32 protein-coding genes and 4 pseudogenes are annotated in these 26,418 nt (G+C 68.7%); 21 read left to right on the plus strand and 15 right to left on the minus strand.

The features are described from left to right. Window positions 1–50: 50 nt before the first annotated feature. Both OIE49_RS36155 and OIE49_RS36160 read right to left on the minus strand, forming a co-directional pair. On the minus strand, window positions 51–503 hold the full coding sequence (locus OIE49_RS36155; RefSeq protein ID WP_326805992.1) for an integrase core domain-containing protein: 453 nt from the start codon (window positions 501–503) through the stop codon (window positions 51–53). Window positions 504–604: 101 nt separating this feature from the next. Continuing rightward, entirely contained in the window at window positions 605–2,329 is a 1,725-nt protein-coding gene (locus OIE49_RS36160) for a transposase (RefSeq protein WP_326805993.1), read from the minus strand. Window positions 2,330–2,833: 504 nt separating this feature from the next. Between OIE49_RS36160 and OIE49_RS36165 the strand changes: the two genes are divergently transcribed. The 8 genes from OIE49_RS36165 (at window position 2,834) to OIE49_RS36205 (ending at window position 8,893) form a co-directional block, all read left to right on the plus strand. Beyond that, window positions 2,834–3,037: a hypothetical protein gene (locus tag OIE49_RS36165; protein ID WP_326805994.1), complete on the plus strand. Its 204-nt coding sequence runs from the start codon at window positions 2,834–2,836 to the stop codon at window positions 3,035–3,037. A gap of 117 nt (window positions 3,038–3,154) precedes the next feature. Continuing rightward, the gene (locus tag OIE49_RS36170; protein WP_326805995.1) at window positions 3,155–3,535 is read left to right on the plus strand and encodes a TraR/DksA family transcriptional regulator; all 381 of its coding nucleotides are present in this window, start codon (window positions 3,155–3,157) and stop codon (window positions 3,533–3,535) included. Window positions 3,536–3,735: 200 nt separating this feature from the next. After that, window positions 3,736–4,383, plus strand: a complete 648-nt coding sequence (locus OIE49_RS36175; RefSeq protein WP_326805996.1) for a transposase — start codon at window positions 3,736–3,738, stop codon at window positions 4,381–4,383. A 40-nt stretch (window positions 4,384–4,423) separates the two neighbouring features. Beyond that, window positions 4,424–4,645 (plus strand): hypothetical protein, encoded by a 222-nt coding sequence (locus tag OIE49_RS36180; protein WP_326806451.1) that lies wholly within the window; start codon window positions 4,424–4,426, stop codon window positions 4,643–4,645. A 192-nt stretch (window positions 4,646–4,837) separates the two neighbouring features. Continuing rightward, window positions 4,838–5,377 (plus strand): RNA polymerase sigma factor, encoded by a 540-nt coding sequence (locus OIE49_RS36190; RefSeq protein ID WP_326805997.1) that lies wholly within the window; start codon window positions 4,838–4,840, stop codon window positions 5,375–5,377. Window positions 5,378–6,198: 821 nt separating this feature from the next. After that, a complete protein-coding gene (locus OIE49_RS36195; protein ID WP_326806431.1) occupies window positions 6,199–6,993 on the plus strand; it encodes an ABC transporter ATP-binding protein in 795 nt (264 codons plus the stop codon). Beyond that, window positions 6,990–8,300 carry a hypothetical protein gene (locus tag OIE49_RS36200; protein WP_326805998.1) on the plus strand — a complete coding sequence of 437 codons (1,311 nt, stop codon included), beginning with the start codon at window positions 6,990–6,992 and terminating at the stop codon, window positions 8,298–8,300. The genes OIE49_RS36195 and OIE49_RS36200 overlap by 4 nt, the downstream gene beginning before the upstream one ends. Beyond that, window positions 8,297–8,893 carry a hypothetical protein gene (locus OIE49_RS36205; RefSeq protein ID WP_326805999.1) on the plus strand — a complete coding sequence of 199 codons (597 nt, stop codon included), beginning with the start codon at window positions 8,297–8,299 and terminating at the stop codon, window positions 8,891–8,893. Before OIE49_RS36200 ends, OIE49_RS36205 begins: the two co-directional genes overlap by 4 nt. Window positions 8,894–10,561: 1,668 nt before the next feature. Here the strand turns inward: OIE49_RS36205 and OIE49_RS36210 are convergent. Further along, window positions 10,562–10,900: a MerR family transcriptional regulator gene (locus tag OIE49_RS36210; protein ID WP_326806000.1), complete on the minus strand. Its 339-nt coding sequence runs from the start codon at window positions 10,898–10,900 to the stop codon at window positions 10,562–10,564. A gap of 937 nt (window positions 10,901–11,837) precedes the next feature. On the opposite strand from OIE49_RS36210, the pseudogene OIE49_RS36215 reads away from it, so the two are divergent. Continuing rightward, a pseudogene (locus tag OIE49_RS36215) lies at window positions 11,838–12,228 on the plus strand (ATP-binding protein). A 49-nt stretch (window positions 12,229–12,277) separates the two neighbouring features. Continuing rightward, a pseudogene (locus OIE49_RS36220) lies at window positions 12,278–12,635 on the plus strand (hypothetical protein). A gap of 103 nt (window positions 12,636–12,738) precedes the next feature. Here OIE49_RS36220 and OIE49_RS36225 read toward each other — a convergent pair. The 5 genes and pseudogenes from OIE49_RS36225 to OIE49_RS36245 all read right to left on the minus strand — a co-directional run bounded on the left by OIE49_RS36225 (window position 12,739) and on the right by OIE49_RS36245 (window position 15,477). Beyond that, window positions 12,739–13,047, minus strand: coding sequence for an SCO5918 family protein (locus tag OIE49_RS36225; RefSeq protein ID WP_326806001.1), 309 nt, complete (start codon window positions 13,045–13,047; stop codon window positions 12,739–12,741). Window positions 13,048–13,094: 47 nt separating this feature from the next. Continuing rightward, the gene (locus OIE49_RS36230; protein WP_326806002.1) at window positions 13,095–13,499 is read right to left on the minus strand and encodes a CBS domain-containing protein; all 405 of its coding nucleotides are present in this window, start codon (window positions 13,497–13,499) and stop codon (window positions 13,095–13,097) included. A gap of 523 nt (window positions 13,500–14,022) precedes the next feature. After that, on the minus strand, window positions 14,023–14,160 hold the full coding sequence (locus OIE49_RS36240; protein WP_326806003.1) for a hypothetical protein: 138 nt from the start codon (window positions 14,158–14,160) through the stop codon (window positions 14,023–14,025). A gap of 107 nt (window positions 14,161–14,267) precedes the next feature. Then, window positions 14,268–14,463: pseudogene (locus OIE49_RS37285) on the minus strand (IS481 family transposase); the annotation flags it as partial. 813 nt (window positions 14,464–15,276) lie between these two features. After that, the gene (locus tag OIE49_RS36245; protein ID WP_326806004.1) at window positions 15,277–15,477 is read right to left on the minus strand and encodes a hypothetical protein; all 201 of its coding nucleotides are present in this window, start codon (window positions 15,475–15,477) and stop codon (window positions 15,277–15,279) included. A gap of 267 nt (window positions 15,478–15,744) precedes the next feature. On the opposite strand from OIE49_RS36245, the gene OIE49_RS36250 reads away from it, so the two are divergent. The 4 genes and pseudogenes from OIE49_RS36250 to OIE49_RS36265 all read left to right on the plus strand — a co-directional run bounded on the left by OIE49_RS36250 (window position 15,745) and on the right by OIE49_RS36265 (window position 17,629). Next, window positions 15,745–15,909: a DUF6193 family natural product biosynthesis protein gene (locus tag OIE49_RS36250; protein ID WP_326806432.1), complete on the plus strand. Its 165-nt coding sequence runs from the start codon at window positions 15,745–15,747 to the stop codon at window positions 15,907–15,909. A gap of 42 nt (window positions 15,910–15,951) precedes the next feature. Continuing rightward, window positions 15,952–16,194: pseudogene (locus OIE49_RS36255) on the plus strand (helix-turn-helix domain-containing protein); the annotation flags it as partial. Window positions 16,195–16,883: 689 nt separating this feature from the next. After that, on the plus strand, window positions 16,884–17,288 hold the full coding sequence (locus OIE49_RS36260) for a hypothetical protein (protein WP_326806005.1): 405 nt from the start codon (window positions 16,884–16,886) through the stop codon (window positions 17,286–17,288). Window positions 17,289–17,416: 128 nt separating this feature from the next. After that, window positions 17,417–17,629: a hypothetical protein gene (locus tag OIE49_RS36265; RefSeq protein WP_326806006.1), complete on the plus strand. Its 213-nt coding sequence runs from the start codon at window positions 17,417–17,419 to the stop codon at window positions 17,627–17,629. A 46-nt stretch (window positions 17,630–17,675) separates the two neighbouring features. Here the strand turns inward: OIE49_RS36265 and OIE49_RS36270 are convergent, their stop codons facing one another. Beyond that, entirely contained in the window at window positions 17,676–17,990 is a 315-nt protein-coding gene (locus tag OIE49_RS36270) for a hypothetical protein (protein ID WP_326806007.1), read from the minus strand. 9 nt (window positions 17,991–17,999) lie between these two features. On the opposite strand from OIE49_RS36270, the gene OIE49_RS36275 reads away from it, so the two are divergent. After that, on the plus strand, window positions 18,000–18,155 hold the full coding sequence (locus OIE49_RS36275; protein WP_326806008.1) for a hypothetical protein: 156 nt from the start codon (window positions 18,000–18,002) through the stop codon (window positions 18,153–18,155). Between the two features lie 304 nt (window positions 18,156–18,459). Here OIE49_RS36275 and OIE49_RS36280 read toward each other — a convergent pair whose 3' ends face one another. From OIE49_RS36280 to OIE49_RS36295, 4 genes are all read right to left on the minus strand, one after another. Continuing rightward, a complete protein-coding gene (locus OIE49_RS36280; RefSeq protein WP_442812334.1) occupies window positions 18,460–19,251 on the minus strand; it encodes a phosphatase PAP2 family protein in 792 nt (263 codons plus the stop codon). Window positions 19,252–19,444: 193 nt separating this feature from the next. Further along, window positions 19,445–20,401, minus strand: coding sequence for a hypothetical protein (locus OIE49_RS36285; protein WP_326806010.1), 957 nt, complete (start codon window positions 20,399–20,401; stop codon window positions 19,445–19,447). Further along, window positions 20,398–20,739 (minus strand): PadR family transcriptional regulator, encoded by a 342-nt coding sequence (locus OIE49_RS36290; protein WP_058084342.1) that lies wholly within the window; start codon window positions 20,737–20,739, stop codon window positions 20,398–20,400. Before OIE49_RS36290 ends, OIE49_RS36285 begins: the two co-directional genes overlap by 4 nt. Before the next feature lie 19 nt (window positions 20,740–20,758). Continuing rightward, complete coding sequence (locus tag OIE49_RS36295) at window positions 20,759–20,914, minus strand: hypothetical protein (RefSeq protein WP_326806011.1); 156 nt, start codon at window positions 20,912–20,914, stop codon at window positions 20,759–20,761. 331 nt (window positions 20,915–21,245) lie between these two features. Between OIE49_RS36295 and OIE49_RS36300 the strand changes: the two genes are divergently transcribed. Continuing rightward, window positions 21,246–21,755, plus strand: a complete 510-nt coding sequence (locus OIE49_RS36300; protein WP_326806012.1) for a hypothetical protein — start codon at window positions 21,246–21,248, stop codon at window positions 21,753–21,755. A 767-nt stretch (window positions 21,756–22,522) separates the two neighbouring features. On the opposite strand, the gene OIE49_RS36305 is transcribed toward OIE49_RS36300, so the two are convergent. Beyond that, window positions 22,523–22,870: an STAS domain-containing protein gene (locus OIE49_RS36305; RefSeq protein ID WP_326806013.1), complete on the minus strand. Its 348-nt coding sequence runs from the start codon at window positions 22,868–22,870 to the stop codon at window positions 22,523–22,525. Between the two features lie 357 nt (window positions 22,871–23,227). Here OIE49_RS36305 and OIE49_RS36310 point away from each other — a divergent pair, with 357 nt between their 5' ends. Further along, on the plus strand, window positions 23,228–23,431 hold the full coding sequence (locus tag OIE49_RS36310) for a cold-shock protein (RefSeq protein WP_326806014.1): 204 nt from the start codon (window positions 23,228–23,230) through the stop codon (window positions 23,429–23,431). A gap of 43 nt (window positions 23,432–23,474) precedes the next feature. Next, a complete protein-coding gene (locus OIE49_RS36315; RefSeq protein WP_326806015.1) occupies window positions 23,475–23,831 on the plus strand; it encodes an ANTAR domain-containing protein in 357 nt (118 codons plus the stop codon). Window positions 23,832–23,926: 95 nt separating this feature from the next. Here the strand turns inward: OIE49_RS36315 and OIE49_RS36320 are convergent, their stop codons facing one another. Beyond that, window positions 23,927–24,475: a hypothetical protein gene (locus OIE49_RS36320; protein ID WP_326806016.1), complete on the minus strand. Its 549-nt coding sequence runs from the start codon at window positions 24,473–24,475 to the stop codon at window positions 23,927–23,929. A 335-nt stretch (window positions 24,476–24,810) separates the two neighbouring features. Here OIE49_RS36320 and OIE49_RS36325 point away from each other — a divergent pair, with 335 nt between their 5' ends. The 3 genes from OIE49_RS36325 (at window position 24,811) to OIE49_RS36335 (ending at window position 26,147) form a co-directional block, all read left to right on the plus strand. After that, window positions 24,811–25,368, plus strand: coding sequence for a hypothetical protein (locus OIE49_RS36325; RefSeq protein ID WP_326806017.1), 558 nt, complete (start codon window positions 24,811–24,813; stop codon window positions 25,366–25,368). 326 nt (window positions 25,369–25,694) lie between these two features. Continuing rightward, window positions 25,695–25,889, plus strand: a complete 195-nt coding sequence (locus OIE49_RS36330) for a hypothetical protein (protein ID WP_326806018.1) — start codon at window positions 25,695–25,697, stop codon at window positions 25,887–25,889. Window positions 25,890–25,991: 102 nt separating this feature from the next. Next, a complete protein-coding gene (locus tag OIE49_RS36335) occupies window positions 25,992–26,147 on the plus strand; it encodes a DUF6131 family protein (protein ID WP_326806019.1) in 156 nt (51 codons plus the stop codon). Window positions 26,148–26,418: the final 271 nt, after the last annotated feature.

Raw genomic sequence — 26,418 nt, forward strand, 5'->3', positions numbered from 1 at the left:
TTGACCCTTGATCTTGGACACTGCGGGTGCCGAATAATCATCCGCCCTGGTCAAGCGGCGTGGTGGGACTCGTGGAGGGTGCCGCCGAGTCGATCTCGTCGGCGGATCTTCAGGTGTGTGATCTGTCCTGGTGCGGTGATCGGTTCGGGCAGTGAGCGGAGCGGGGCGGCTTGGCCCAGGGCCCGGTGAGGCCGGTGCCTGTTGTAGAAGGACTCGAACTCGCGTAGGGCGTGGAGCAGGTGACGCTGGTTCCAGATCAAGCTGTGGTCCAGCAGCTCGCGCCGGCAGGTCTGAATCCACCGTTCCATGATGGAGTTCATCCGGGGCATCCGGATGCCGCTGATGACGACCTCCAGCCCGGCATCGGCCAGCACCGCGTCGAAGGCCTGCGTGAACCTCGAGTCCCGGTCACGGATCAAGAACCTCAAGAGTTGGCGCAGCTTGTCGATCGGGAGGTGGTAGAGCAAACCGGCAAGGACTGCGCGGTCGGTGTCGGTGAACACGGGCTTGCCGACCTGGCGCTGCAGGACCAGCAGCTGGTGCCGCAGCGGAGGATCTCAATGTCTTTGTCCCGCTTGCTGACTCTGCTGCGTAATTCGGTTACTCAGGCTGCGAGTTGGTGGCTGAGGCGGGTGAGTCTGCTGGTCCGAGGGCTGAGCGCCGTGTGGCCGGGGTTCCAGTGGGCGTCGAGTCGGATGACGTTGAGGGCAGTGGCGGAGAAGGCGTGCTGGAGGCGGACCTTGGGCAGTCCGCGGTAGCGGGCCCGGCGGAGGCCGGTGACGTCGAGGGCCTGGTTGATGGTGCCCTCGATCCCAGCGCGGAGTGTGTACTTGTCCTTCCAGGTCTTCGTGATCTGCTCAGTTCGCGCTCTGGCCAGGGTCTCGTGGAGTTCTTGCGGCCGGAGGCTGAGGATGCGGGTGCCACGCGCGGAGGTGGTGCACTCGTCCTGGACGGGGCATGCGTGGCAGTCGGTGGGGGCGAACTGGACGACGATGGCGTCGCGGCCGTGCTGCCGGACGGGGAACCAGCCGGTGCTGGTGCGGCCCTGCGGGCAGCGGGCCTGGCGGGCCTTCCAATCGATACGGAAGGCGCTCTTCTGGAAGCCGGCGTCGGCCTTGGCCTGCGGTGAGTGGTCGAGGAGGGCCGGGGTGACCATGGTGATGCCGCGGCCGGCGGCGTCGTGGATCAGGTCGGCGGACGGGTAGCCGGCGTCGAGGTAGTGCTCGCCCGGCGTGAGGTCGCGGTCGGCGAGGTTTTGCTGGACGGGCCCGGTGGCCTTGACGTCTGGGACGCTTGCCTCAGTGGTGTAGACGTCCGTGATCAGCCGCAACGGCAGCACTTCGGCTTCGGCTTCGGCTTCGGCTTCGGCTTCGGCTTCGGCTTCGGCTTCGGCTTCGGCTTCGGCTTCGGCTTCGGCTTCGGCTTCGGCTTCGGCTTCGGCTTCGGCTTCGGCTTCGGCTTCGGTGGGAGTGTCGCAGGTTTCGGTGAGGTGGACCTTGTAGCCGAGCCAGAACAGATCGTCGCCCTTGGCCGCCCACCGCGCATCAGGGTCGTAGGGAGAGGCCAGGCGGAGATGGCCTGGCGGGACGCCCTCCTTGTCGGCTTCCCGCTTCACGATCACCTCCCGTCCCCGCGCGTCAGTGGATACGTAGTAGGTCTGCACGAGCATCCTGCGCAGGAACGCGACCGGCTCGATCTCCCGCAGCCATCCCGGCGCCCCGGGTGCCCAGACCGCCCGGCAGAGCGCCAGCGCGTCCTGCCCGAACACCACGGCCAGCCGGTCCCGCTTCGACTTCGACGACGGCATCGTCCACCCGTTGACGCGTTCCTCGTAGCGGTGCGCGAGCTCGGGAACGTCCACCGCGTCGGCCAGCCAGCCCGGAGCCGCGACCGCAAGCGCCTCCAAGGCTGCCCGTACGCTCTCACCCGCGAGTTCGGTTCGGTTCAGGTCACGGACCGCGCTGATCACATGGGTGGAGTCGGTGCGCTGCTTGCCACCGGCCCCGACCAGGCCCTGCTCGCGGCAGACGTCCACGAGCCGGTCGAACACCACCCGCTCCATGCCGTGCTCCACGAGCCGGGTCCTGAAGCGGGACAGCACGGTCGCGTCGAAACCGGTATCGGTCAGTTCCGCGCCGATCGCGTACTTCCAGTCGATCGCGCGGACTGCCATCGCAGCGGCCTGCCGGTCGGTCAGGTTCTCCGCGAACTGCAGCACCGTGACCAGCGATAACACCGCCGGCGGCAGGCCCGGCGCTCCACGGCGTCCGAACGCCCCGGTGAACGGCTCGTCCGCGAACACCTCGCCCAGCCGATCCCGCGCCCGCATCGCCAGTGTCCCGTGAGGGAACGCCGCCCGAGCGACAGCCACGGTCTGTGCCGGGATCTCTGGCAGCCCCTTCGGCTGCAACGACATCTGCTCCACCCCCTGCGGCCCACGACGCGACCAGGGCCACAGAAGCGATCATGCCGCACCCGCGACGCTCACTCAGTCGAATTACGCAGCAGAGTCCTTGCTCTTCGGTAGCAGGCGCAGGAGGGTGAAGGTGTTGGTCACGGCGAGGTAGGCCAGGCGCAGCAGCACGACAGGTCATGATGCCGCCCGACCGCCGTCCACGTGCACAGCACGGGCGCGAGCGGGGAGGCAGCGCGGAAGCCCCGTCGTCGACGATCAAGCTCCTGACCTCGCTGGATGATTTATCGGCAGCCGCAGAGTCGCAGCAGCACCGTCGATCATCATGCCGCGACGGCCGGCGGCCGCGCGAGGGCGTCGGCTCTGAGCGACCGCCGTCGAGGTCCCGTACACCCCGCACATCGGCTCCCACCAGGCCGGATGGGTTTTCGGCGAGGGCACGGTCCGGACCAGGCGGACCGCTTCGACCCCGCCACCCGCCGCACCCGCTGGATCCTGGCGCTCTCCCAGCCCGACTACGCCGCCCGCCGCGTGACCCGTCACGGCTGGGACGTCGGCCCCGAGAAGGCCCTCGCCCTGCTCACCGACAGCTGGATGCACCTGCTCGCAGACGGCGGGACGTAGTCACCACCGTCATCCCGGCAGTGGGAGCGAACCCGTCTCCCGGACACCGCGGCATTCGGCTTGGTGGGCGCATGGGTATCCGAAATATGAGCCCTGGGCGCCGACGTTAACCCCTCTATGAATGATTCATCCAGAGATGCCCTTTTCTCCCCGCTGCAGCGTGAGTCCTTTCGCAAGCTGCTGGCGGCCGAACGTGCTGGCACGAGCGTGCAGATCGCGGCGTTGAGCCGTGACTTCGATGGAATCATCGAGGCGAACGCCCTGGTCGCAACCGATGACGAGCACGATCCAGAGGGGTCGAGCACCGCCTTCGAGCGGGCCCATGTCGCCGCCATGCTGGCGCAGGCGCGCGACCATCTGGCCGATCTGGATCGGGCGCTGGAGCGGTTGGAGGAGGGCGACTACGGACGGTGCGAGGGCTGTGGCGAGCCGATCCCGACCCAACGCCTGGAGGTACGCCCGGCGGCGCGCACCTGCGTACGCTGTGCCGCAGGATGAGGCTTCCCGTGTACCGAACGCCGTCCGCGCACCCGCCTCCGAACCTGCGGGTGCCGACAATCCCGTCACCCATGCTGAGCTGCGGCGTCAGGGTCACGATGTGATCGCATCGAAGGTGCTGGTGAGCCCGCCGGCGCACGTTTGGGAAGCGTGGCGTCCTGACCGGGCAGTTCGAAGACCACCACGCCCGGCTGCTGCGGGTGCTGCTGTCCACCGTCGACCACCTGACCGCACAGATCGACGAACTCGACCGGATGATCGTCCGGACGCTGGAGGAGATCACCACCTCGCCAGGCAGCACAGGCATCGGGGACGAGTCCGCTGCGGTCAGTGCGCGGACTCTGGCCGAGAAGCTGGACGCCGTCCCCGGGACCGGGCCGGCCACCGCGCAGATCATCCTCGCCGAGATCGGCGCGGACATGAGCCGCTTCCCCACCCCCGATCACCTGGTGTCCTGGGCCAAGTTGTGCCCCCGCACGATCCAGTCCGGAGCGAAGAACACCTCGGGGCCGGCCGGGCAGGGAAACCCCTGGCGCAAGGGCGCTCTCGGTGAGGCCGCCAACGCCGCCGCTCGCACCGACACCTTCCTCGGCGCTCGCTACCGGCGCATCGTCAAACGCCGCGGCCATGCCAAAGCTCTGGTCGCCGTCGCCCGCTCGATGCTCGTGATCGCCTGGCACCTGATCAACGACCCGGACGCCTCCTACCAGGAGCTCGGTGCCGACTGGCACCGCCGCCATCTCGACCCCGCCCGCAAAACCCGCGACCCCGCCCGCAAAACCCGCGACCTCGTCCGCCAACTCCAGGCCCTCGGCCACCAAGTCGTCCTCAGCCCAGCATCAGCCTGACCGTCTCGACTCACTGTCATCCGGTCCGCAAGCAGCCCGGATGCTGCCGCCTGCCCTCCCGCACATCGATTTTCCGATCAGCGTCAACGCGATGGCCGAGGCCCTGAACGGCACCTTCAAAGCTGAGCTGATCGAGATGCAGGGCGCTTGGAGGGATGTCGACCAGGTCGAGCGGGTGATCTTCCAGTGGGTCACAAACGCAAGAGGGCCGAGAAGAAGACTCATAAGCAGGCCGTCATCGCCCTCGCGCGCCGCCGCCTGAACGTCCTGTGGGCACTCCTACACGACGGTCGTCCCTTCGAGGGCAGCCCGCCACCTCGCGCTGCCAGCCTTGGCTGAGATGGCTACAGGCAGTCACGAGCCAGGCGTTGACAACCACATGGGGAATCAGTAGTCGCTGAACCGCTCGAGAACCTGAATCGATGGTCGCATCGTCTCCCTGATCGTGAAAAGTGTGGCAGACCCCGACGGGGCAGAGCTCGTGCGTCGCATCGCCTGCGGTGACCGGGCGGCGTTCGACGAGTTGTATCGGCGTACCTCGCCCTGGCTGGCGGTACGGCTCCGTCGCCGCTGCGCTGACGACGACGTCATCGCCGAAGTGCTCCAGGAGACCTACCTGGCGGTCTGGCGGGCAGCCGGCAGCTACGCAGGCTCCGTGACCGAGGGCAGTGCGGTCGGCTGGCTCTGGACGATCGCCGCGAACCGTCTCGTCGATGCGTTCCGCCGACGAGCCCGGCACGAGCGGGTGCCGACCATTGCCCTGGTCGAGACGACCGCGCCGGCCGCTGAGGACGAGGTGATGGCGAACCGCGTCGACCAGAACCTCGAACAGGCGCTGCTGCGGCTGCCATCGGAGTTGCGCCAGGTGCTGCAGGCGATGGTGCTCGACGACCTGTCGGTCCGGCAGACGGCGGTGCTGCTCGGCATGCCGGAGGGCATTGTGAAGACCCGCGCGCGGCGGGCCCGGATCGCGCTGCGGGAGGCGCTCTCATGACTCATCCCACCCCTCTGATGCTGGCCCGCTACGCGGACGGCGGGCGCGGACTCGACGATGCCGCACTCTGGTCCATCGAGGTCCATCTCGACACGTGCGCGGACTGCCGTGAGGAACTCGCCGCGAACGCCACCCCGGCCACGGCGGATCTGCTCGACCGTGTCGCCATCTCGCTCGACCAGGCGATCGAAACGAGCCCGCCTCCGGTCCGGCAACGCACACAGGCAGCGGCCGTGAACCGACGCTGGCTCGCCTGGACGCTGCTGCCCTGGCTCGCGGTGACCGTCGCGGTGCTGGGGTGCGGCGTGCTTCTCAACTCCGCCGAGCCGAGCCTGCCGTCGCTCGTGCTGCTGCTGGCCCCGGTAGCTCCGCTGCCCGGCGTCGCGGTGGTTTGGAGCCGGCGGATCGACCCGGTCTGGGAGCTGATCGCCACCACACCCGCAGCCGGCCTGGCCATGGTGCTGCGGCGCACGTTCGCGGTGCTCGCCGTCGTGCTTCCGGCGTTGCTGGCGGGGGGGCGTGAGCACCGGAACCTCACTGGCCCTGACCCTGCTGCCGTGCCTGGCGTTCACTGCGGCCACCCTCGCGCTCGGCGCCTTCATCGGCGTGCGGCGCGCGGCTGTCGGACTCGGAGCAGCGTGGTCCACGGCCGTCCTGCTGCCGAGCGTGGCGGCCCAATCTCTGTCCCCAGTACTGCAGCCGGACAGCACCGCTGTCTGGGCGGTGATCACCGTGGCCCTTGCCGCGAGCACCCTGCTCGCCGCCCCTCACTTCCACCGCCTGACCAGCGGCAACTGACCCTTCATCCACAGGAGAGCCCCATGCGAGCGGTGAGTGCTGCCGAAACGACCCCCACCCTTCATCCCTTTCTCGTCCACGCTAAAGAATTGCGTGTCCGGGCCGGCCGCCACCTGGCCGTCGACGGCCTCGACCTGGCCCTGAGGGCCGGCGTGCATGGTGTGCTCGGACCGAACGGTGCCGGCAAGACCACGCTGATGCGCGCGCTGTCCACCGTCATCAAGCCCGCCGGCGGCTCGTTGACGCTGCTCGGCGCGCAGGTAGACGGCCGCGCCGACCTGCGCGAGGTGCGTCGCGGACTGGGATATCTGCCGCAGCAGTTCGGCTTCTACCCGCGGTTCACCGTCCGCGAGTTCGTCGAGTACATGGCCTGGCTCAAGGAAATGCCCAAAACCGCGGTACCCGACGCCGTGCAACGCGCGATCGATCGAGTAGGTCTCACCGCCAAGGCCGACACCAAGATGAAGGCGCTGTCCGGCGGCATGCTGCGCCGGGCCGGCATCGCGCAGGCCATCGTGAACGACCCCGAGCTGCTGCTGCTCGACGAGCCCACCGTCGGACTCGACCCCGAACAGCGTCTCGACTTCCGCGACCTGCTGCGTGACCTCGGCGCCGACAGCTGTGTGCTGGTCTCCACCCACCTCGTCGAGGACGTCGTCGCCGCCTGCACCGACGTCATCCTCATGCACGAAGGCCGACTCCTCTTCCACAGCACCCCCGACGACCTGATCGCCCGCGGCGGGCAGGGCGACGCGGGCGACAGCCCGGCGGAGCGCGGCTACTCCGCACTCCTGCGTCAGCACCGGAGCAACGCATGAACCGCATCCTCGGCATCGAGCTCCGGCGGTCGGCCGCTCTCGGCGCCGCGCTCCTGATCGCCGTCGCCGGCACGATCGTGCTCCACGCCACTGCGGGGCGATGGTCCATCGGGTGGATGGCGTTGGCCAGGACGCAGCGCGAATACCTCGCGGTTCTCTCGCCCCTTGCGATGGCCGCCGGCGCCTGGCAGTCCTACCGCGGGCACCGGGTAAACGTCGCCGAGCTGTTCACCAGCGTGCCCCGCCCGCGACCGCAGCACATCGTGCCGATCCTGGTCGCGACCGGGCTGGCGGTACTGGTCGCGTACCTGGTCACGCTCCTCGCTGCGGCACCACGGATCGCCGACACGGCGCGCTACCTTCCGCCGGCCGCGTTTGTCGTCGTGGCCGTCGGGCTGGTCGCGATGATCGCCTCGGTCTGGCTCGGGCTGGCCGTCGGACGCCTGGTGCCGGCGCTCGCCACCGCACCCGCGCTGGCCGTAATCGGCTTCGCGCTGCTGATCTTCGCGCCCCACGCCCTTCCGGACGGCGGAGTCACGGCGGCGTTCTCCCCGGCCATGGGGATGAGCATGTTCAGCGACTACGACACCGTCAGCGGCGGGGTCAGCGCCGCCCAGGCACTCTGGATGGTCGCGGTCGCGGTGGCCGGTGTCGTGCTCTTCGCCGCCCAAAACCGTAAGTTCGCGTTCACCGCACTGTTGCCACTGTCAATCGGGGCTACGGCCACGGTCCTGGTCGTGCCGACCGGCGATGCCTACGACCAAAGAACGCTCGACCCGGTCGCCCAGGAACTGGTGTGCACCGACGACACTCCGCGGGTCTGCGTCAGCCGGGTGCACGAAGGGTTGCTGCCCGAGGTGACACCCAAGGCCCGGCACGCGTTGGAACTCCTGTCGAAAACACCGGTCGTCGCGGCACACGAGGACACCACCACGTTCTTTCCTCCCACCTCACCGAGGCCGCGGGCCGACACCGCGCTGATGACGATCGCGGTCGACAAGCACGGTCGCCTCGCCCACCCGGGCCGGCTCGAACCGGCGATGCTCACCGAAGTGTTCACCGGCCCTCTCAGCTGCGGAGACACCCGGAACTTCCAGGTAGCCACCGCTGCGGCCTACTGGCTGCTCGACCGGGAGCCGACCGTCAGTCCCGATGGCCTCGAATTCGAGGACCCGGAAGCCGACAAGCTCTGGAAGGGCCTGAAGGCACTGCCGCGAGACGAGGCCGACGCCCGGGTGACCGCCGTCTACCAGGCCGCCCAGAAGTGCCAGGACACCACCGACCTCCTGACCCGGAGCGCGCGATGAGAGGGCTGACGCTCTACGCCCGCTCGCGCCGGGTGCCGGCGGCGCTCGGTGCGGCGGTCGCGGGCATGGCCATCGCCTGGCTGCTGGCGGCGGTCTTCAGCGACAAGGGCGAGGTGAGCAGCGCCGTACTCGTCCTGACGGTACTCCTCCTCGTGGCCGTTATCACCGCCACGCTCGGTGGCCCCGACGACACCCTGGACCGCACGGCGGCGAGGCCGTGGACGTGGCTGCGGATGTCCCACCTGGCCGCGGCCCTGGGATGCGTACTCCTGCTCCTGCTGGCCACGCTGCTCACCGGCACACGATTCGGGCCGTTCGGATCTGTCATCCGCGACACAGCCGGCCTACTGGGCCTGACCGCCCTGGGTGCAGCCACGGTCGGTGCCGCTCGGTCGTGGTTCGTGCCTCTCGGGTGGACGCTCAGCGCGGCGGTGTTCTCGGGCACGGGCACCGCGGGGGAGGCGCTGACCTGGCAGGCGCAGGCGCCCGGCAGCCGGCCCGCGGCCGTGGTCGCAGCAGTGCTCGCCGTCACCGGAACCGCCGTCTACGTGAGCCGAGGCCCACGCCCCCGAACGTCGTCGGAGAACGTCTGAGCGGACGGGCCTTGATGGCCTCGGCTGGTCTCAGGGGCGGCCGGTGCCGTTACCGGAGTCACCATCTGCTGAGGGGGGCGATGAGAGGGCGTCCAGGTGCCGAGGTTCGGCTGGGGTGGTGATCCATCGCGCGACCTGGGGGAGGGGAGGGCGCCCGCATCCGTGGCGATCTGCTGCTCGTCGCATCCAGTGGACGGCAGGATGGCAGCTGTCAGACAGGAGCGGTGCGCGACCGAGATGTCCTGCACCCTTCGCGAGAGCCCCTGCCAGATGTGAAAACGGTTACTGATCTGCCGTGCTTGTGGAGCGCCATCGGTGATCCTGTCCCGCTCGGAAATACGATTCTGGGCCTGGCCTCCAGCTTCTCCGCGTGGGGCAACGGCCTCCGCGGCGCCTGGGGTGATCCTTCGATGCCGCTGTCGATCGTCACCACGCTGGTCCGGAATCTGATCAGGGTGCCCGCTGCCGTGCTGCGCAGCCGGGTGGCCACGGACGCGGAGGTGCGGCGCTGCGGCACGAGAACGCGGTGCTGCGCCGCCAGATCGCTCGGGTCCGCTATAAGTTCGCCGACCGGATCTGGCCGGCCGTCCTTTCCCGGCCGGTCCCGCGGGAACGCTGGCGTCAGGTCTTCGCGGTCACGCCGACCACGCTGCCGGCCTGGCACCGACGCCTGGTCTCCCGGAAGCGGACATGCACCGAGCGCCGCCACCCGGGACGGCCCCCGGCTGCGCCCACCGTCAAGCAGCTCATCCTGCGTCCGGCGCGCGAGAACAGCCCCTGGGGCCACCGCCGCATACCGGGCGAGCTCGCCCGCCTCGGCTACTCCATCGCCCCGTCCACCGTATGGGAGATCCCGCAGTCCGCGGGAGTTGCCCCCGCCCCGTATCGCTCCGGCCCTACCTGGCGCCAGTTCCGCACCACCCAGGCCCACGGCATCGTCGCCGACGACTTCCTGCACCTCGACACCGTGGCGCTGGGGCGCCTGTACGCCCTGATCTTCATCGAGCACGGCACTCGCCGACTACACCTCGCCGGCGTCACTGCTAACCCCACCGCGCAGAGAACGGTCACCTCGTCGAACGCTCCGAAGCGAGGGCCGCCTGATGACATCGCGAGACGAGCCCCGCTACCCCAAGCTCCTGCGGGTTCCCCGGGTGCCAGACGACGCCTGGTTGTCCCAGCCCCAGGCCGCCCGCCAACTGGGCATCGCCCTGTTTCGCATCGGCGTACTCATCGCCTGCGGCCACCTGACGCCCGCGGAGAACTCGGCCTGGGAGGGCAGGCGTCACGATCACCAGCGTGCAGGCAGAGAAGACCTGGCGCGACAGCGCCACATACCGCGCAAAAACCCTTCGTCTCCTCAAGGACACGATCGGCTTCTTCTAATCACCCGGTCCACAGGTCTTGACGATTACTCGGGGGTGGTGTCCTGAAGGAGAGGCAGCAAGCAACCGTTTCTCGAGGTAGTTGGTGAGGAGGGCGAGATCCCCCCGGAACTTCGAGTATGGAGCCTGCCGGCCGTCTCACGCGCTGTGGCGGGGCCGCGACCGGGGCCGGAGACGAGCGAAGTGCCAGGAGAACCGTTCGGACACGAAGACCATCCCTGCGCGTCACATTCCGGCCATGCGCGCGTGTGAGGGACCGCCGATACCGACGGGCCCGCTCACCTCAGGCCCCGGCCGATGGATTGGACGATCCGCCGGCGCGGCGGTATTCGGCGTTGAGGCGCCGGGCTTCTTCGAGCTGGTCTTCGAGGATGACGATGCGGCAGGCGGCCTCGATGGCGGTGCCGTGGTCGACGAGTTCCCGGGCGCGGGCGGCGATGCGCAGTTGGTAGCGGGAGTAGCGGCGGTGGCCGCCTTCGGAGCGCAGGGGGGTGATCAGGCGGGCTTCGCCGAGGGCGCGGAGGAAGCCCGGGGTGGTGCCGAGCATCTCGGCGGCCCGGCCCATGGTGTAGGCGGGGTAGTCGTCGTCATCGAGACGGCCGAAGGAGTCGTCTGCTGTCACTTGCACCTCTCTGTAAAACGCGGGGAGGGGCCCTGGTGCCATTGGCACCAGGGCCCCGAAGGAACTACTACACCATCTGCCGGCCCTGATACTGCGCCGGCCTCCTATGTCCGCAGACCCGACCGAGATGCTGCCGGGGGTGCGGGGATCGCGGTTGCTTGACCGGAGACCACCTCACTATCGATGTCCTGCGGTGCCCGGGCCAGACTTCCGCCCGGGCGATCCTGATGGCGCTCGGCTCCTCCGTTCTTCCCTCTGGGATCAATCACTTACCTACTGCTGGTACTGCGAACTGCTGGTGGCCTGTGACAGCGCCACTCTTCGACAGCCGGCCCCATCGCCCGTCCTGCGTCTGCTCTGGCCTGGAACCCCACTGCCGAACTTCCCGGTGCGCGCGTCCGCAGCCGACGCCTTCACCGAGGTGCTGCCTCTTTACTTCGCTGCGGGGTACTGCTCACGGCGGCCCCTGATCACTGCGGGCCACCCGGTCCGGTCGTCAGTCCCGTCGCCGTCCTGCAACCGCTCTGGCTTCGGAACTCCACCACCGCACCGTCATGCGTGTACTGCGGCCCGGCAGTTCGTGTCTGCCGGGCTTTGCTCGATCTCGGCTACGAGAGAAACCGTAACCATGTGAGCATCGAATGTCTACTCCAGCAGGCATAGATTTTGGTGTGCTCGGCGATGAGATATCCCCCCTCGGCCGGTCTGCGAATGCTGGGGACCGTCCGCAGCGCAGGTCCGGCGCACGGGGTGAGACCCACAAGCCGCCCGCTGGGCTTCCCGTGACGCCGCCGACCGGCGCGGCGCGTCGACTGCGATCCTCAGTCCCCTCCGGCAAGCACGGTGGCTCTGGTGGGCTGGCCAGGTGGCGGGCAGGGCGCAGGGGCCGGGTGGGCAAGGGCCGGGCATAGACGATCCAGCGACCGGGGTGGCCCTGATGAACACGATGACCGCCAACACCACAACTTTCCGTTCTCCCATGGCGGTTGCCGACGCACGTGACACCGCACGGGCCTTCCTCGAAGGCCTGCGGCAGCCGACCATTGCCCCGGAAGCCGCGGACACCGTGGTCCTGGTCATGTCCGAGCTCGTTACCAAAGCCCTGCGCCGCGGCGGGGGCACCTGCGCACCGGAACTGACGGCCCACCCGGACACCATCGAAGTGGCCGTCCACGATCCCAGTTGCAGGTGCCGCACCTGCGCACGCCTGACCTGTATTGCGCCATCTGGGGTTCGGCCGGCCCATGGTCAACCACCTGGTCCGCGCCACCGCGGTCACCCGCCGGGCCTCCGGCGGCAAGAACGTATGCGCCCGTCCTGCCCGGTAGTGCCACCGCCCAAGCCGTCCGGACGGGCCGGTGCATACAATCGGATCTCATGCCGAAGTCTGACGAGCTGATCGTGGAAATCGCCGCCATTGTGGAGTCCGGGCAGAGCAATCAGATGCCCTGACCGTGGTCACCGGTGGTGCTGTCATCACCGGTCGCCTGGCTCCCGAAGCCGTGTGGAGGCAGAGGGTGTCGGAGGTGCTGAGGGACTCCGCCCGCCTGGGCGAGTTCTCCGCTGTCTTCGACACCCCCGCGAGAAGGACGGGCCGCCCACGCATCTGCACTTCCATGTCGCCCGGATCCTGCAGGGCACGGTGGGGATCCCGGAGACGGGCGGGATGTACCGCGTTCCGATCGAGGACATCAGTGCCTGGACCGTGGGTGACTTCAGTTACTCCGACCACTGACCCACCGCGCACGCCGAGAGCGGCACGGCACGCAGTGAGGCCCCGACCGGCGCGCGCCGGTCGGGCCCTCACTGCTCTGTTCGGCTCGCGCCTGTTCCGTCGGTCAGACGGACAGGGGAGTGCCGAGCATCACGGAAGCCCGCTGCAACGGGCTTTCGATGCGCGCGGGTGCGGCCTCGGGGAGGGTGCGGCAGGTGAAGCCGAGCCGGGTCATGGCCTGGAGGACTTCGCCGCCGCTGAAATCGGGGCGGTCCTGGCGGGTGATGACCTGGCCGACCTGCTTGGCGGGATAGCGGCGGCGCCCGATGACCACGGAGTCGCCGGTGACCGGCTCGGGTGTGACGCCCTTCATCGCTTCCAGCACGCCTCCCTTGGTGAGCTCGAACGGAAAGCGGGCGATGACACAACGCATGACGCCTCACAAGGAGAAGGGGAAGGGGCCGACCGTGGTGTGGCGGTTCAGCGGGAGAGGGCGACGACGCCCAGGGCGTTGCCGTGCTCGTCGACCACGGGCATGGCCCCGAGCCGCCGGTGTCGCATCGCGTGCTCGGCTTCGGCCACCGTGGTCAGCGGCGAGGCGAAGGGCCCGCCGTCGTCGGAGATGTCGCGCAGGCGAACCCGGTCGGTGTATCCGGGACTGTCCCGCACGGCGGTGAGCCGGGTCTGGGTGACCAGGTCGGTGTACTGGCCGTCCTCGTCACAGACGACGAGATGAGCCGTGCGGGCGGCGGCCATGACGGACAGCGCCACCTCGACGGTCATGTCGTCCCAGACCTGAGGCCCGGCCGAGTCCATGGCATCGGCAACCGTCCTGTGCACGGCGTTGGTGCTCGTCGAGCGGGAATGCATCTGGACCAGCGTCAAGAGGTGCCTCCTGTAGAGATGGGTCAGCTTCCTGATCAGGGCGGTTCTAGGTGCTGGATGCCGACGACATACTCACCCCGGCGCCCTACTCCGAGACATCACCGTCCTCACCGATCCGGCGACGCTGTGCGCACGGCGCGACCGTGTGACCGCTTTGGGCGGATGGATGGCGCTTCCGAGGACACCGGCCTCTTGACCTGAACGCCGTGAGCACCGGGTGGTTCATCGAGGAGTGCGGATTGCTCTACCGCAAGTGGCCCGGCCAGAGCACTGCTCAGGACGCCCACCACCACGAAGCTGAGCGCCGCGCCAGGAGGAAGATCATTGAGGAACGCGCAGAAGCGTTGGAGAAGCTAAGTACGTGGCACTTGTGAGCACGACCTAGCCGACTAGGCGCAGCCCGGTGGGGGGTGTTTGCTGCCTTTTGACTTAAAACGCCATCTCATTCCCATCCTGGGACGTATGACTTTCAAACATGTCTTAGGCATATGCTGGAGGAAATGCCATGGCGATCTTCAAAGCACTATTCCCCGGCCGTGACCACGGGGACCACGGCGACCGGGACCACGGCGATCGTGACCGGGATCGCGACCACGGCGACCGGGACAGGGACCGCGACCGTGACCACGGCGATCGGGACCACGGTTACTGATTTGGGCAACTACCAGTGAATCGGAAGAGCGGGGCGGGCCGGAGACCAAGGGAGCCGGACCGCTCCGTTTTAATGCCTGACGTTTTGGACCCAGGTGATGCTTGACGGTGGGCCTGGACAACGTAGGGGACCCCGTGGGGCTTGTTGGCTTTCACATTACGGACCGGGACGTCGGTAGCGCGCCGGATCACCCGGGCCTGGCCGTCCAAGTCGACGGTGATCGTGGAGTCCGACACCTGCACGGTCACGGTCTGCCCTGCGTACGGCCGACCGAGGGAAGACGACCTGGCGGCAGACCATGGGCGTCCCGAGACAGCACAACTAGAAGGCCCTGCGCCTTCAAGCTGGAGCCGCCACTGATGGGCCGTCTCTGCGCCGTGCGGGGGTGCTCAACGATGACAGATGACGACAGTCGACGACGGCTCTTCCTCTGCTCAGAGACGGTGCGTCGGGCACCGGCGCAGGTGCCGATCAGTGAAGCAGAGTTGAGGAAGATCAGAAGTCGTCCGTAGAGCGGCTACTGACCGCAGTTGCCGACGCGCTTGCCACGCCCATTGAGACTCCGCCGACCTTGACGGGCACGGTGGCCAGACTCAGCCGGCACCTGGTGGGTCTGCTTCTGTTGGTGCGCCACGGCCTACGGTCAACGACCAACGCACGGCTGAGGAGGCCTCGACGGACACGACTCCACTGCGCTCTACCCCGGACAACCCCACCTCGTTGGAGATGGTGCTGACCTGGTCGGCACCGCACTCCAGGGGGAACCAGACTTCCACGGGCCGCACCGTCACCGTGATCTTCCCCTCGCCCTGGCAACTCGCCGCGATGGTGAGGGCGTCACCTTTCTTGCCCTTGTTGTAGGGAAAGATGGCGCTGCCCTGTGGTCACGTTTCGGCCGGCGAGTGATGCCCCAGGGTGCAACGCCGGCGGCTTCAGCAGGGAGGGCTGCGTGGTGCTGGGCACGCTGTCGGCCGTTGCCGGGCCCGACGTCGTGGAGTTCTGGGGTCGCGTGGGCCGCCTGGCATCCGAATGATCTGTCGTGCACGCGGCGACGGACACGACGAGGCGGCCGCAGGGCACGGCCGCCGGTGATCAGTTGTGGCTGTGCTAGGGCCACCCTCGGGTTCACCAGGAGTGAGATCGTGTTCGATCACGGCCGAGAAGCCTCCGGATTAGCAAGAACGTGCCCACGCCGACCAGGGCCACCCCCATAAGGATCAAGGCCACCCCGATGGCGATCAGAAACGTCCCGATAAGGATCAGAAGCGCCCCAATCAGGATCAGGAGCGTCCCGATGATGAGGAGAAAGATCGCGAGGACGGTCACGGTTGTCTCCTGTCCTCCCTCCCGCTTTGGCTCTTTCCCCGCTCCCGTGCAAACACTCTGCTTCACGTGTCGGCGACGGCTTGCCGCGGCCAAGAGACCACCCACTTCTTCTGCGTCGCTGGTCAGCGGAAGGGCTGATCAGTAGACCGGCCACTGCTCCCACTCGATGGTGCTTGACTGGCCCATTGAGACTCCACCGACTGCGTGGGCAACCGCCGGCGAGCACACCTGGCCGGACGGCTCGCCGCTCCTGGGCCGTTCACCGAGATGGTGCGGATGGCTCATGCCGAGCCGCAGCTGCGTCAGCTCTACCCGTGGACGGGCATGTGGGAGCTGCACTTCAGCAGATGCACGGGGTGTCGTCGACGGGTGAAAAGTGAAATGAGGACCACGGACGGCGGATCAAAAGAGGGCCACTGCGTGATCTCTTGATCATCCTGACTTCACTGGTACGGGAGTCAGGAGGGAAGAGAGGTGATCGGCGTGGAGGACTGGGCTGAGATCCGTCGGCTGCACCGGGCCGAGGGCCTGTCGGCCCGGGCGGTGGCCCGGCAGTTGGGGATTTCCAGGGGCACTGTGCTGCGGGCCCTGGCCTCGGACCGGCCGCCGGTCTACCAGCGCCCGCTGAAGGGCTCGGCCGTGGACGTGGTCGAGCCGGCCATCCGCGAGCTGTTGAAGCAGACTCCGACGATGCCGGCCACGGTGATCGCCGAGCGGAAGTCTGCGGAATTTGTCGCGGATCGCGACAACCTCGGATGGGGCCGCACGTCCGGTGGGGCGAAAGGCAGGACGTGCGGGAACGGCTCGCCGCCGTCCGGCATCACCAGCTGTTCTTCGTCGGGATGCGCTACCGCAGACGGCCGACACCTTCGGCCCGGCGGCGCGGAGGTCGGCGGGGAGCTCCGAGCAAGCCGCCGCCCGCCCCGGCCTAGCGCCCGGATTCCGGCTGGTGGCAGTTGCCGCTGTTCGGGCAGATCCCCCGTGACTACAGTCGGCTCGCCCTGGCCGACGCGGACCAAGCCAGCCCCTGGCTGACCTGGGCAAAGTACCTCGCCTACCGGCTCGCCGAGGCCCGCGATTGGGGACACAACATCCGCTTCGCCGTCAACTGGGGGCCTGGCCCTCATCCTCACCGGCTACGTCGAGGGCAACGTCATCCGGCACACGGAGATCTTCGCCCCACTGCGGGCCCTGGACCTGCCGGTCGGCCACACTGTCACGGTCCTGGCAGAGATGGGGATCTTCGAGGACGACAGCGAACCCACCTTCGCGCGCTGGAGGGTCTCGCACCCGGCATTCGCTCGGAGACCGAGCGCTGGACCCGCGTCCTTCGCGACGGCGGCCCGCGCAGCCTCCCGAGACGGGAGGGCACGGTCTGGCTCTACCTCAGCCGAGTCCGCCCAGCCTTGCTGGAATGGTCGAACTGCTACGACCACCTGCGCGAAGTCACCCGCGACGACGTCCTCGCCTACATCAAGACACTGCACGGCCACCATCGGCATGACCAACTCGTCGCTCTGCGGTCGCTGTTCACGTGGGCCAAGCGGAACGGGCTGATCTTCCGCAACCCCGTCAGCCGGATCAAAGTCGGGCAATACGATTACGCCCTGCTGCAGCCGCTCGTCCCCGAGCAGGTCAACCGCTCCGTCGCCGAGGCCACCACCCCGGCGACACGGCTCATCCTCGCCCTCGCGGCGGTCCACGCCGCTCGGGTCGCCCAGATCGCCACCCTCATGCTCGACGACCTCGACATCGGCAACCGCCGACTGACATCGCCAGACGCGCACGCCCGCTCGATGACCTCACCCTGAAGCTGCTCCTGGACTGGCTGGAGCACCGGCGAAACCGGTGGCCGAACACCGCGAACCTCCACCTACTGATCAACAACCAGACCGCCACGAAGACCAGCCGCGCCAGCAACCACTGGATCAGCGCCGTGATGCGCGGGCAGGACGCGACGTTGGAACGGCTCCGCGTCGACCGCCAACTCGAAGAGGCCCTGACCTACGGGACCGATCCGCTCCACCTCGCCGAGGTGTTCGGCCTCGACGAAGAGCCCGCGATGCGCTACGCGGACTCCGCGCGAGCCCTGCTGGAACAGGCCGCTGAACAGCACCTTCGAGGAAACCGGCTCGACCGCGACGCACCATGAAGGGAATCATGGACGAGTGATGTCGACCGAAGCAGCAGCACTCGCCCTACAGGACCATGCCGTCCTCTGGAGTATGGGCGAGATCCGTGCAACCGATGTCGTCACCAGCGCCTGAAATGCGCTCGTCGCTGGCCTCGACAGCCCCGCCCTGCGGATGCTGGCCGCGTGCACACGTGCGGAGGCGGATTACGACGTCCCCGATCTCCTTTCCCCAGCACTCGACGAACTGGGCCTCACCTTCTACGCAGTGGGCAGCCTTGCCGGACAGGAAGCCGCCGCACGAGCACTTGCCGCCCGAATGCTGGCCGGCGAGTTGACGCCACGCGAGCTGGTCTTCCGGATCCACCAGCGCTTCGGGCACGAACTGCCCTTGGCCGAACGACTCGCCAACCTGGACGACGAGTACGACATCGTCGAGTACGGCGACAGGACATCGGCACAGGTCGACGCCGACGTTCTGGCCGAAGCTCTTCGGCTCACTCAGCCTCCTCGTGTTACACCCGAACCCACGGATCCGCCGACCTGAAGCACACCGGTCGACCCTTGGGTTCGCACTGAAGAGCCTTCGGTTTCCGTGAACCCACGGGGCTCACCGGGTGTGATACTGGTGGACTCGCGTATTCAACTGTCGCGAGTACTGCTGCCCAAGCGTCGTTGCAGTCACTGTGTGTGCTGGGGGGCGTCGCAGACCTGTTGACCGGATTATGGGAGGACACGCCGGGCGGGAGTGCATCCCCGCTCGGGCGTCGACGGCTTCTACGACTGGGCGGTGGCATCGGATCGCCGCTTTGCCAGGATGCTCCGGTTCCCGCCCGGAGCCGGCCGCGTGGTCAACCCAGTGCGGGGCGTGTGCGGCGTGCGGGCCGCCCGACTGCGGCGTACCAGACCAGGGCCGCACATATGAAGGCCGTCGCCGCGGAGACCAGTGACCTTGTGAGGGTGTCGTTTCGTGCGCCGGAAACGAGGGCGATGGCCAGTGCCACTGTCAAGGTGATGACGGGCAGCGCACGGGTGCTTCGCGTGGCGCCTGGCGGCAGCAGCCAGGTTGCGAGGCCGTAACAGGCACAGGCCAACAGTGTGGCCCCCAGCACTTCGCTGGGCCGGTGGCCGCCCATGGTCGCGCTGGCGGCGGCGATGCAGGCGAGCCAAAGCACACCGGCCGTGGCGATGTAGGGGCGGATGCGGGGGGAAACCACGAGGACGGCGGCGAGAGTCAGCGCGGCGGGGATGGCGGTGTGCCCGCTGGGGAAACCCTGATCAAGGAGATTCTCGGGCGCGCCCACCAGATCGGGGCGGGGCAGGGTCGATTTGAGCACCTGGTTGCCTCCGGTCGTGAGAATGACGACGCCGAGCGCCGCGCACCCCGGCCACCAGCACCGCCGCACCAGTGTGAGGACCACGATGACGGCCAGGCCCACCGTCAGGGTGGGCTTGGCGCTCAATTCCAGCGGCGGCAGGGGCGTCGAGCCGTAGGCCGATCCTGATAGGGGGTAGATCCATGCGTCTTCGCTGCCCTCTGAACCGAGACCAAACAGGGCGTTCTCAGCTCGTTGCCCCCACGGGGTGCAGATGGCGAGCAGGTAGAGCGTCAGGAACCCCAGGGTGTAGAGCAGAGCCGGCATCCACGGCCGTGTCGTACGCGACGGGCTGGGGTCGGCGGGGCCCTGCCTTGAGGCCCCCGGACGGTGCGCAGGCAGCGCCGGAGAATCGTGCTGAGTCATCGCTCTGTTTCTTCCGTTGAGGGGAGTTAGGTCATGCACGTCTTGTGGCACGACGTGGGCCGCCGGGCTCGGCCGACCCACCGGGGGTCCGCTTTTATTCGGGGAGTGCCTGCCCCTGTCGGCGCTGGGCGGTGATCGCCAGGGCGGGGAGGGGCGCGATCAGCAGGAGGAAAACGACCAGGTCCGGAAGGGACTGCATGAACGCGTCCGGCTGGACGACGATCGCCTGCGTGCGGACGATCGCGATCGCCGCGACGGGGATCAGCCACCGGTGGTCGCCGGTGGCTGCCGTCGCAACCCACGCGCCGAGCAGCGCGGTGACTTCGAGGACGAATAGGCCGCGCTGGAAAGCCGGACTGACGGAGATGATGTGCAGGCCCCCGGCCATGAACATGGCGAGCACGACAGGGGCCAGCCAGTGGTAGGAGTGGCGTCGCAGGCGGCTGGGACGGCAGAGCGCCAGCAAGGCGCACGCGGCGCACAGTGTCCCCGAGAGCACCAGGTCACGGGCCGTCAGCGGGGCGCCCAACCCGTAGTAGCTCAAGCCCGCCTTGCCCTCGCTGCCGAAGAGGGTGCGGCCGTGGGTCGTGGCGCCGGCCCAGATCATGGCTGCCGCGGCCGGCAGCGCGATCCACGCTCTGCCGCGCAGCAGAGCGATCAGGCAACCCAGCGGGAGCAGCCCGTAGGGCAGCAGCCGTATCCGCGTGGGACCTCCGGCCCACGGATACCAGCCGGAGAAGTGGAAAGCGATGGCGTGCTGTCCGGGGTCGATGTGCAGTGCCCAGTGCCACACGTCCTGTAGGTACGGAACCAGCGCCAGCGCGGCGAGGGCCAGGGCGGCCAGATGGATGCCGTCCAGCCACCACGGACGAGCCGCGTCGTCGACGACGGCACGGGCGCGGGCCTGCACCCCGGCACACGCCAAGGCGGCAACTTCCCGCGGCGGGGGCCAGGAACGGCCGGGATACGCCTCGGCCAGGCAGGCCAGCAACTCCTCTCCCTGCCGCGAACGGTAGGACTTGGGATAGGCCACAAGTAGCAAACGGTTCATGCCGGGGCCGCTCCGGCATCCCGCGAGCGTCCGATGACGACAGCCGCCGCCTGCTGCATCCGCAGCGCCTCCCGGCCGAGCGCCTCGGTGCCGTCCTCGGTGAGCCGGTAGTAGCGCCGCGCCCGCCCGTCCACGATCTCCTCATGGTCGGCGGCCAACAGCCCGGCCCGCTCCAACCGCTCCAGCGCGCCGTAGAGAGTGCCGACAGCGATCCGGAGCCGCCCGTCGCTGGCCCGCTCGGCAGCCTTGATGATGCCGTAACCGTGCAACGGTCCATCCATGAGCGAAGCAAGGATGAAGTACTGCGGTTCCGTCAAGGACGGGTTCTGGCGTGTCATGCGTCGATCATATATCGCGCTACGAAGTATTCTTCCAGCCCTGGGTGATCATCGGCAGCGCCTCCACGCCCGCGGCGAGCGTCACCCTCTCCCGGCCGGCGGGCGCGACGGCGGTCTCCTCGACGCCCCCGCGCGGCGTTGACGGATGCCCACCGCGACCTGGTCCGGAAGGCATGTCATTCCCACTGTGTCCGCCGGACCCGACTCGCCTCCGTTGAATCTTCCATGGACCAGACTCTGTTCACTCGGACCGACCGGGCGCAGCCGGCGAGGCAGCGTTCGCTGAGGCCCGACCCGAGCGGCCGCTTCCCTAGTGCCTCTGGGAAGCGCAGATCGCCGCCTATGACCGTCTGCCATGCCCCGTCGATGATTCCTCTCGGAGGGTCTTAATCCGGTTAAGGGGCATGTTTCGGTCAGGGTTGGCGGAGTCCTCCAGCAGGATGCCGATCCGGTCCAGGGCGACGCTCAGGTGCCAGGCGGCCCAGGTCGCCCAGTCGGGTCGCTCGGTGAGCGTCGCGGGCCGGACCAGGGACCGCCCCCGCGACGAGGCCCGCGTCTCCTACGGTCTGTGCGCGAAGAAGCTCGCCGACCTCGCCCACGGCCTGCTCGCCCACGACATCGACGCCCCGCCCGGCGACCGGGTACGCCGCGCCCTCACCCTGCGCGAACAGTTGGAGAAGGTCATCAACCAGGCCGTCGTCGCCGAACGCGAGGAGGGCACCAGCTGGGCCGCCGCCATCGGCCGGGCCGCCGGCGGCATGAGCCGGCAGGCCGCCGCCGAGCGCTGGACCCCAGCGGTCACCGCCTGGAGCGCCAACGGACGGCGCGCACTCGGCGGCGGCAGCGGCCTGACCGCCTGGGATGCCGTCGCCAATCTCGATCACGCCTACGCTCGCCTCGCCCCCGAACACCCCCACGCCTTCAGCTCCACCCTGGACGCGGTCCGCTTTCCCGACCAGGAGGCCGACCGCATCCGCCGGGGACCAGGCGGCTGCCATCGAGGCCCGGCTGAGTGAACTGCGCGCCGAGATCGCCTACCTGGGCCACCGCTTCCACCACTCCAGCGCCCCAGCCGACCGGGGCGGAGCTCTGCGCCGCCGCGGCGAAGACCGCGAGAATGCCGCCCACCTCCTCGACCCACTGGCCGCCGTCGAGCCCGAACTCGCCGACGACCACTACGCCGCCGCCGAAGGATGCCGCGCCGAAGCCGCCGCCGACCGCGAGTTGGCCAACCTCCTCGCCCCGGCCGGCTGACGCGGCTCTCCTCGTCGACAGAGCGGCTGGCATCACACGAGGGCCGCGAAGGAGCGTGATGCCCGATCCGATGCAGAATTGCGGCCAGATCTCCGGGTACGTCGGACAGCTCAGCCAAGTCCTCGAAGATTCCGACGATGATGCCGTACAGAGGGCCGACCTCTTCCGCGGGCCCCCCGGGTCGTCAACGAGACGCGGGTATGGGTGGCCGACGCCCGGCAAGACAGCCGCGCCCTGATGGCCGACGCGACCGCCCTCCAGGGCTCTGGCCCATGCCCGTCGCTGAGGAAGAACGCCAGCGGGGCGCAGGTATGGATTGGGCCATCGGGGCGCTGAAGCAGGCGAGGCGGTGAGGTCCGAGGAGGGCCGGTCCGCACCGACCGTACGGGCGGCAAACGGTGTGAGTGGCACAGCAATGGCGACTCGCTCACGGTGGGGTTGGGACCAGCAGCCCTGCGGGCCCTTCGCCGCCGCGGCGGCGAAGGGCCGTGAAGTGTGATGGAACGGTCGCGCTGGCTGCTTGTCCGGATCAGGCGATCAAGGCTTCGTCGGAGCCGTTCGCGGCCGCAGTATCGGCCGCGAACAGGTCGAGGGTTTCCGTGATCTCCAGGAGGCGCGCGGGCTGGGGCTGCAGCCCGGTGACGGCCAGGCGGCCGCCTTCGGCCTGTAGTCGGCGGCGCAGCAGCACCAGCAGGTTCAGGCCGCTGGAGTCCATGAAGGAAACGCCTGACAGGTCCAGGTGCAGCGGCTTGCCGCCCAGCGGGATGATGAATGCGGCCTGTGCCAGTTTTGGACCGGTCTGAAGGTCTATCTCCCCGGTCACGGTGATCAGGGTGCGATGGGGGTGCTGCTGTGTCACCACGGTGAAGTCGTTCATGGTTCGCCCCTCGATTCCCGGGGTCGAGCCCATCACGCCCTCCGGCGAGGAGGACATCAAGCACACGGCAGGGGGCCGCGTAAAGCCGAGCGAGACAACCCGTACCGCGTCCCGGTCACGAAGAAAATAACCTTCAAGGGTGGCGGGGCCGCTCACCGGACCAGGCTGGTTGTCCTTGCAGCGGGCACAGGCGGGGAGGTGGGCACCATCCGCTTCCAGCAGCCGAGCCGAACCGGGGCCGTTTCTGTGCCGGATAGGCGGAGCTGGCTGGGGCAGAACGGCTGAGGGCTCCTGCCGGAGCATGCCCGGCCCACGGGCTGCTCCGGGTCAAGCCCCATGAGCGAAGGATCGACACCAATGGCCAGCGGCACCGTCGAGTGGTTCAACGCCGACAAGGGATGCGAGTTCATCGCCCAGGACAACGGAGGCCCGGACGTCTTCGCTCACTACTCCGAGATCAAGGGCAATGGCTTTCGGGAGCTGACCGAGGGCGAGCACGTCAGCTTTGACATCGGACAGGGCCAGAAGGGACCGCAGGCGCAGAAAATCATCCGCGGCTGACCGTGAGCAGTGTGCCGCCGGGCGGCCGGGGCAGGCGCCCGATATGCGACCTCCCCCACGCCAGCACGTCCGCACCGAAGAACGGGAAGGGGACACACCCTCACCGGGTGGTGCACCGCACATAGCGGCCGACGCCGACGGCCATGCGCCGGCTGCGGCCGAAGCACTGCGGCGCGAGAACGAGCAGCTCAGGCATGCCGTGGAGAGCCGTCCGGTCATCGACATGGCCCGGGGCGTGCTGATCGCGGGCTTCGGCTGCCGGCCGGAGGAAGCTTGGGAGATTCTCGTGGCTGTCTCCCAGCACGCCAACGTCAAACTGCGGACGGTCGCCGATGCCGTCGCCGCTGCGGCTGCCGTGCAGGCATGGCAGGCGACGCGTGAGAACGGAGCGCCGGGGTAAGCAGAGGGTGCCGACCGGGGAAGGGCCGCCCACGCCTGGGGAGGTTGAAGCGGTTCCTACCCCGCTCCCCTTTACGCGGGGTGAAACCACCTTTGTCAGGCACGCCCCTGGGAGCCCTCCTCGGATGGGCGCGGTTCGGGATGGTGCAGGGAGGCCTCCGCGACCTGCTTGAGCGCCGACGCCGTGGCAGCATCACCGACCCTGGCCTGTTGCTCATGCGGGTGATCTGCGGGGCGGTCTTGGTGGAAATGGGAGGGCGCCAGCCTGTCGCCGGCACCGTAGGACCCTGTGTCCGCGGTTGCCGAGGGAGCGGTGCCGGTATCGGCCACAGTCGGCCGCCTGCCGCCCTTTGCTGCCATGTCACGCGGTGGGTGCTCGCTGTGTCGGGTGCGTGGCTGGGTCAGCCAGGCGACGGCCGCCCCGGTGAGCGCTACGGGCCATTCCACCACTCCGGCGACGCCGAGCACCCCGGCTCCGGTGTAGACCGCCATCCGGCGGCCGCGTGGAGAGATGGCTGCGATCCGGTCCAGTGCCCTGTCGGCGACCTTGCTCACCTGCTCGGCTCCGGGCAAGCGGCACAGAGTGGAGGCGACGGCCCGCAACGGCTGAGGGAGATCCGATGAACTCTCCTTGACCTGGTTCATGGCGAGCTCCCTCCTGCGGGTCTTTCAAGGGGTGCCAGCCCCGAGTTTCCCGTTGCCGCACCGCCTATGCCGTATGGCAGTGGGGCATGTACGTGAGGTGCTTGCCTCCGGTGAGGGGACTGCAGGGTGCAGGCCGGATCGGTGACGCTCTCCGAGGATCGGCCGGCACCCGGCTGGTCGAGGCCGCACGCCCGCGAGGAATGTGGGCTCACGATCAGAGTTCGGCGTACTGCCGCGGAGGTATTTTCCAGAGCTGGCCCGGGTATCACCGTTACGGGTGAATTGTCCTTATTTCCCCTTCGAGGGAGACAAGTGGTCGGGCGGGAGGCGGTCCGATGTCTACAGGAACTCTTCTGGCGATCGTCATTCCCGCTGTGGTGGTCGTGGCCCTGATCGTGCTGGCCGTGGCTCTTTTCATGCGGCGTCGGAGACTGCGTGAACGCTTCGGCCCGGAGTACGAGCGGACGGTCCAGGGAGCCGACAGCCAGCTCGCCGCCGAGCGTGAGCTCAGCGAGCGCGCCAAGCGTCATGACGAGCTCGACATCAGGCCGCTGCCGGACAGTGCCCGGGACCGCGTCGCCCGAGACTGGGACGGCGTGCAGCAGGAGTTCGTGGACCGGCCGGAGGACGCGGTGCACGACGCGGACCGGCTGGTCACCTCGTTGATGAAGGCGCGCGGCTACCCCACCGAGGGCTTCGAGCAGCAGATGAAGGACCTCTCCGTGGAGCACGGCCGCACCCTGGAGCACTACCGGGCCGCCCACGAGACCGACACGCTCAGCACGGGCCACAAGGCCACCACCGAGCAGCTGCGCAGCGCAATGGTGCACTACCGCGCCCTGTTCGACGAGCTGCTCTCCGACGGCGGCCAGACCCGCCACGCCCCGGCCTGACACCCGGTGGCCCGTACCCGCACGGAGGCGCCATGCGCCGCGACAACACACCGGAAAGCTCCTGTCCACCGAGGACTTCGCCAACCCCGCCAGATGGCGGACGAACCGCCGGGCACCGCGTCGCCACCGGCCTTCCCCGGCGAAGGCGACGAGAGCGCCGCCACCGGCAACGAAACCGAGTCCCGTCCCGCGACGGATGCCCCCCGCGACGGGGGAATCTTCGGCGCAGCAGAGCGCGGACGCCGACGAGACCCCGCAGCTGCTGACGCCGCAGGACCAGGAGGATTTCCACCAACGCTGGGAGAAGATCCAGAACACGTTCGTCGATGACCTCCGCGGAGGCCGTACAGGCAGCCGACAGCCTGGTCGCCAACGTCATGCAGACCCTTGCCACCACGTTCGACGAGCACAAGAAACAACTGGAAGAACAGTGGAACCGCAGCGGCCAAGCGGACACCGAAGCCCTGCGCACAGCCCTGCGCCACTACCCGTCATTCTTCAACCGCCTTCTCACCACCTGACGACCACACCCACGCGGAGCCGACAGGACAACAACTGGCGACGCCTCACCAGGCGCCGCCATCAGCGGCCGGCACGCCTGGCCGCAAAGGAAGGAGCCCACCATGATCGCCCTCGGCGTCATCCTGCTCATCGTCGGATTCCTCCTGCACATCGGCATCCTGTGGACGATCGGGATCATCCTGCTCGCCATCGGGCTCATCTTGTTCCTCCTCGGCTCCGTGGGACACGCCGTCGGCGGCCGACGCCACTACTGGTAGACCGCACCGGGCCGGCCCCCGACCAGTGGCCCATCCGCGCCGCGACGCCATCGCAGCCGTAGCCGCCGACTGTCCTGTGGAGGCGCGGCACCGGCCCGTTGCCCCTCCTGCTCCACCCGTAATGCGAGGGCCGCCCGGCCGCTGCGGGACGCCGCCCGGCACTCCAGTCAGACCGAGCGGGCGGGCCGCTCAGCGGGAAGAATCCCTGCTCAGGACCCTGGCCTTCGACCGTGCGGTGGCAGACATGGGTGGAAAGTGAGGGGTAGCCGAC

It is taken from the genome of Streptomyces sp. NBC_01788, assembly GCF_035917575.1.
In the GTDB taxonomy this organism is placed as follows: Bacteria; Actinomycetota; Actinomycetes; order Streptomycetales; family Streptomycetaceae; genus Streptomyces.

Bases quoted from the DNA above. Each gene is read 5' to 3' on its own strand.
- OIE49_RS36160 (WP_326805993.1), bottom strand. From the start codon at position 2,329: ATGCGGGCGCGGGATCGGCTGGGCGAGGTGTTCGCGGACGAGCCGTTC.
- OIE49_RS36165 (WP_326805994.1), top strand. From the start codon at position 2,834: ATGGGTTTTCGGCGAGGGCACGGTCCGGACCAGGCGGACCGCTTCGAC.
- OIE49_RS36170 (WP_326805995.1), top strand. From the start codon at position 3,155: ATGAATGATTCATCCAGAGATGCCCTTTTCTCCCCGCTGCAGCGTGAG.
- OIE49_RS36180 (WP_326806451.1), top strand. From the start codon at position 4,424: ATGCTGCCGCCTGCCCTCCCGCACATCGATTTTCCGATCAGCGTCAAC.
- OIE49_RS36195 (WP_326806431.1), top strand. From the start codon at position 6,199: ATGCGAGCGGTGAGTGCTGCCGAAACGACCCCCACCCTTCATCCCTTT.
- OIE49_RS36200 (WP_326805998.1), top strand. From the start codon at position 6,990: ATGAACCGCATCCTCGGCATCGAGCTCCGGCGGTCGGCCGCTCTCGGC.
- OIE49_RS36205 (WP_326805999.1), top strand. From the start codon at position 8,297: ATGAGAGGGCTGACGCTCTACGCCCGCTCGCGCCGGGTGCCGGCGGCG.
- OIE49_RS36225 (WP_326806001.1), bottom strand. From the start codon at position 13,047: ATGCGTTGTGTCATCGCCCGCTTTCCGTTCGAGCTCACCAAGGGAGGC.
- OIE49_RS36250 (WP_326806432.1), top strand. From the start codon at position 15,745: ATGGTGCGGATGGCTCATGCCGAGCCGCAGCTGCGTCAGCTCTACCCG.
- OIE49_RS36265 (WP_326806006.1), top strand. From the start codon at position 17,417: ATGCGCGGGCAGGACGCGACGTTGGAACGGCTCCGCGTCGACCGCCAA.
- OIE49_RS36280 (WP_442812334.1), bottom strand. From the start codon at position 19,251: ATGCCGGCTCTGCTCTACACCCTGGGGTTCCTGACGCTCTACCTGCTC.
- OIE49_RS36285 (WP_326806010.1), bottom strand. From the start codon at position 20,401: ATGAACCGTTTGCTACTTGTGGCCTATCCCAAGTCCTACCGTTCGCGG.
- OIE49_RS36290 (WP_058084342.1), bottom strand. From the start codon at position 20,739: ATGACACGCCAGAACCCGTCCTTGACGGAACCGCAGTACTTCATCCTT.
- OIE49_RS36295 (WP_326806011.1), bottom strand. From the start codon at position 20,914: ATGCCTTCCGGACCAGGTCGCGGTGGGCATCCGTCAACGCCGCGCGGG.
- OIE49_RS36305 (WP_326806013.1), bottom strand. From the start codon at position 22,870: ATGAACGACTTCACCGTGGTGACACAGCAGCACCCCCATCGCACCCTG.
- OIE49_RS36310 (WP_326806014.1), top strand. From the start codon at position 23,228: ATGGCCAGCGGCACCGTCGAGTGGTTCAACGCCGACAAGGGATGCGAG.
- OIE49_RS36315 (WP_326806015.1), top strand. From the start codon at position 23,475: ATGCGACCTCCCCCACGCCAGCACGTCCGCACCGAAGAACGGGAAGGG.
- OIE49_RS36320 (WP_326806016.1), bottom strand. From the start codon at position 24,475: ATGAACCAGGTCAAGGAGAGTTCATCGGATCTCCCTCAGCCGTTGCGG.
- OIE49_RS36325 (WP_326806017.1), top strand. From the start codon at position 24,811: ATGTCTACAGGAACTCTTCTGGCGATCGTCATTCCCGCTGTGGTGGTC.
- OIE49_RS36330 (WP_326806018.1), top strand. From the start codon at position 25,695: ATGACCTCCGCGGAGGCCGTACAGGCAGCCGACAGCCTGGTCGCCAAC.
- OIE49_RS36335 (WP_326806019.1), top strand. From the start codon at position 25,992: ATGATCGCCCTCGGCGTCATCCTGCTCATCGTCGGATTCCTCCTGCAC.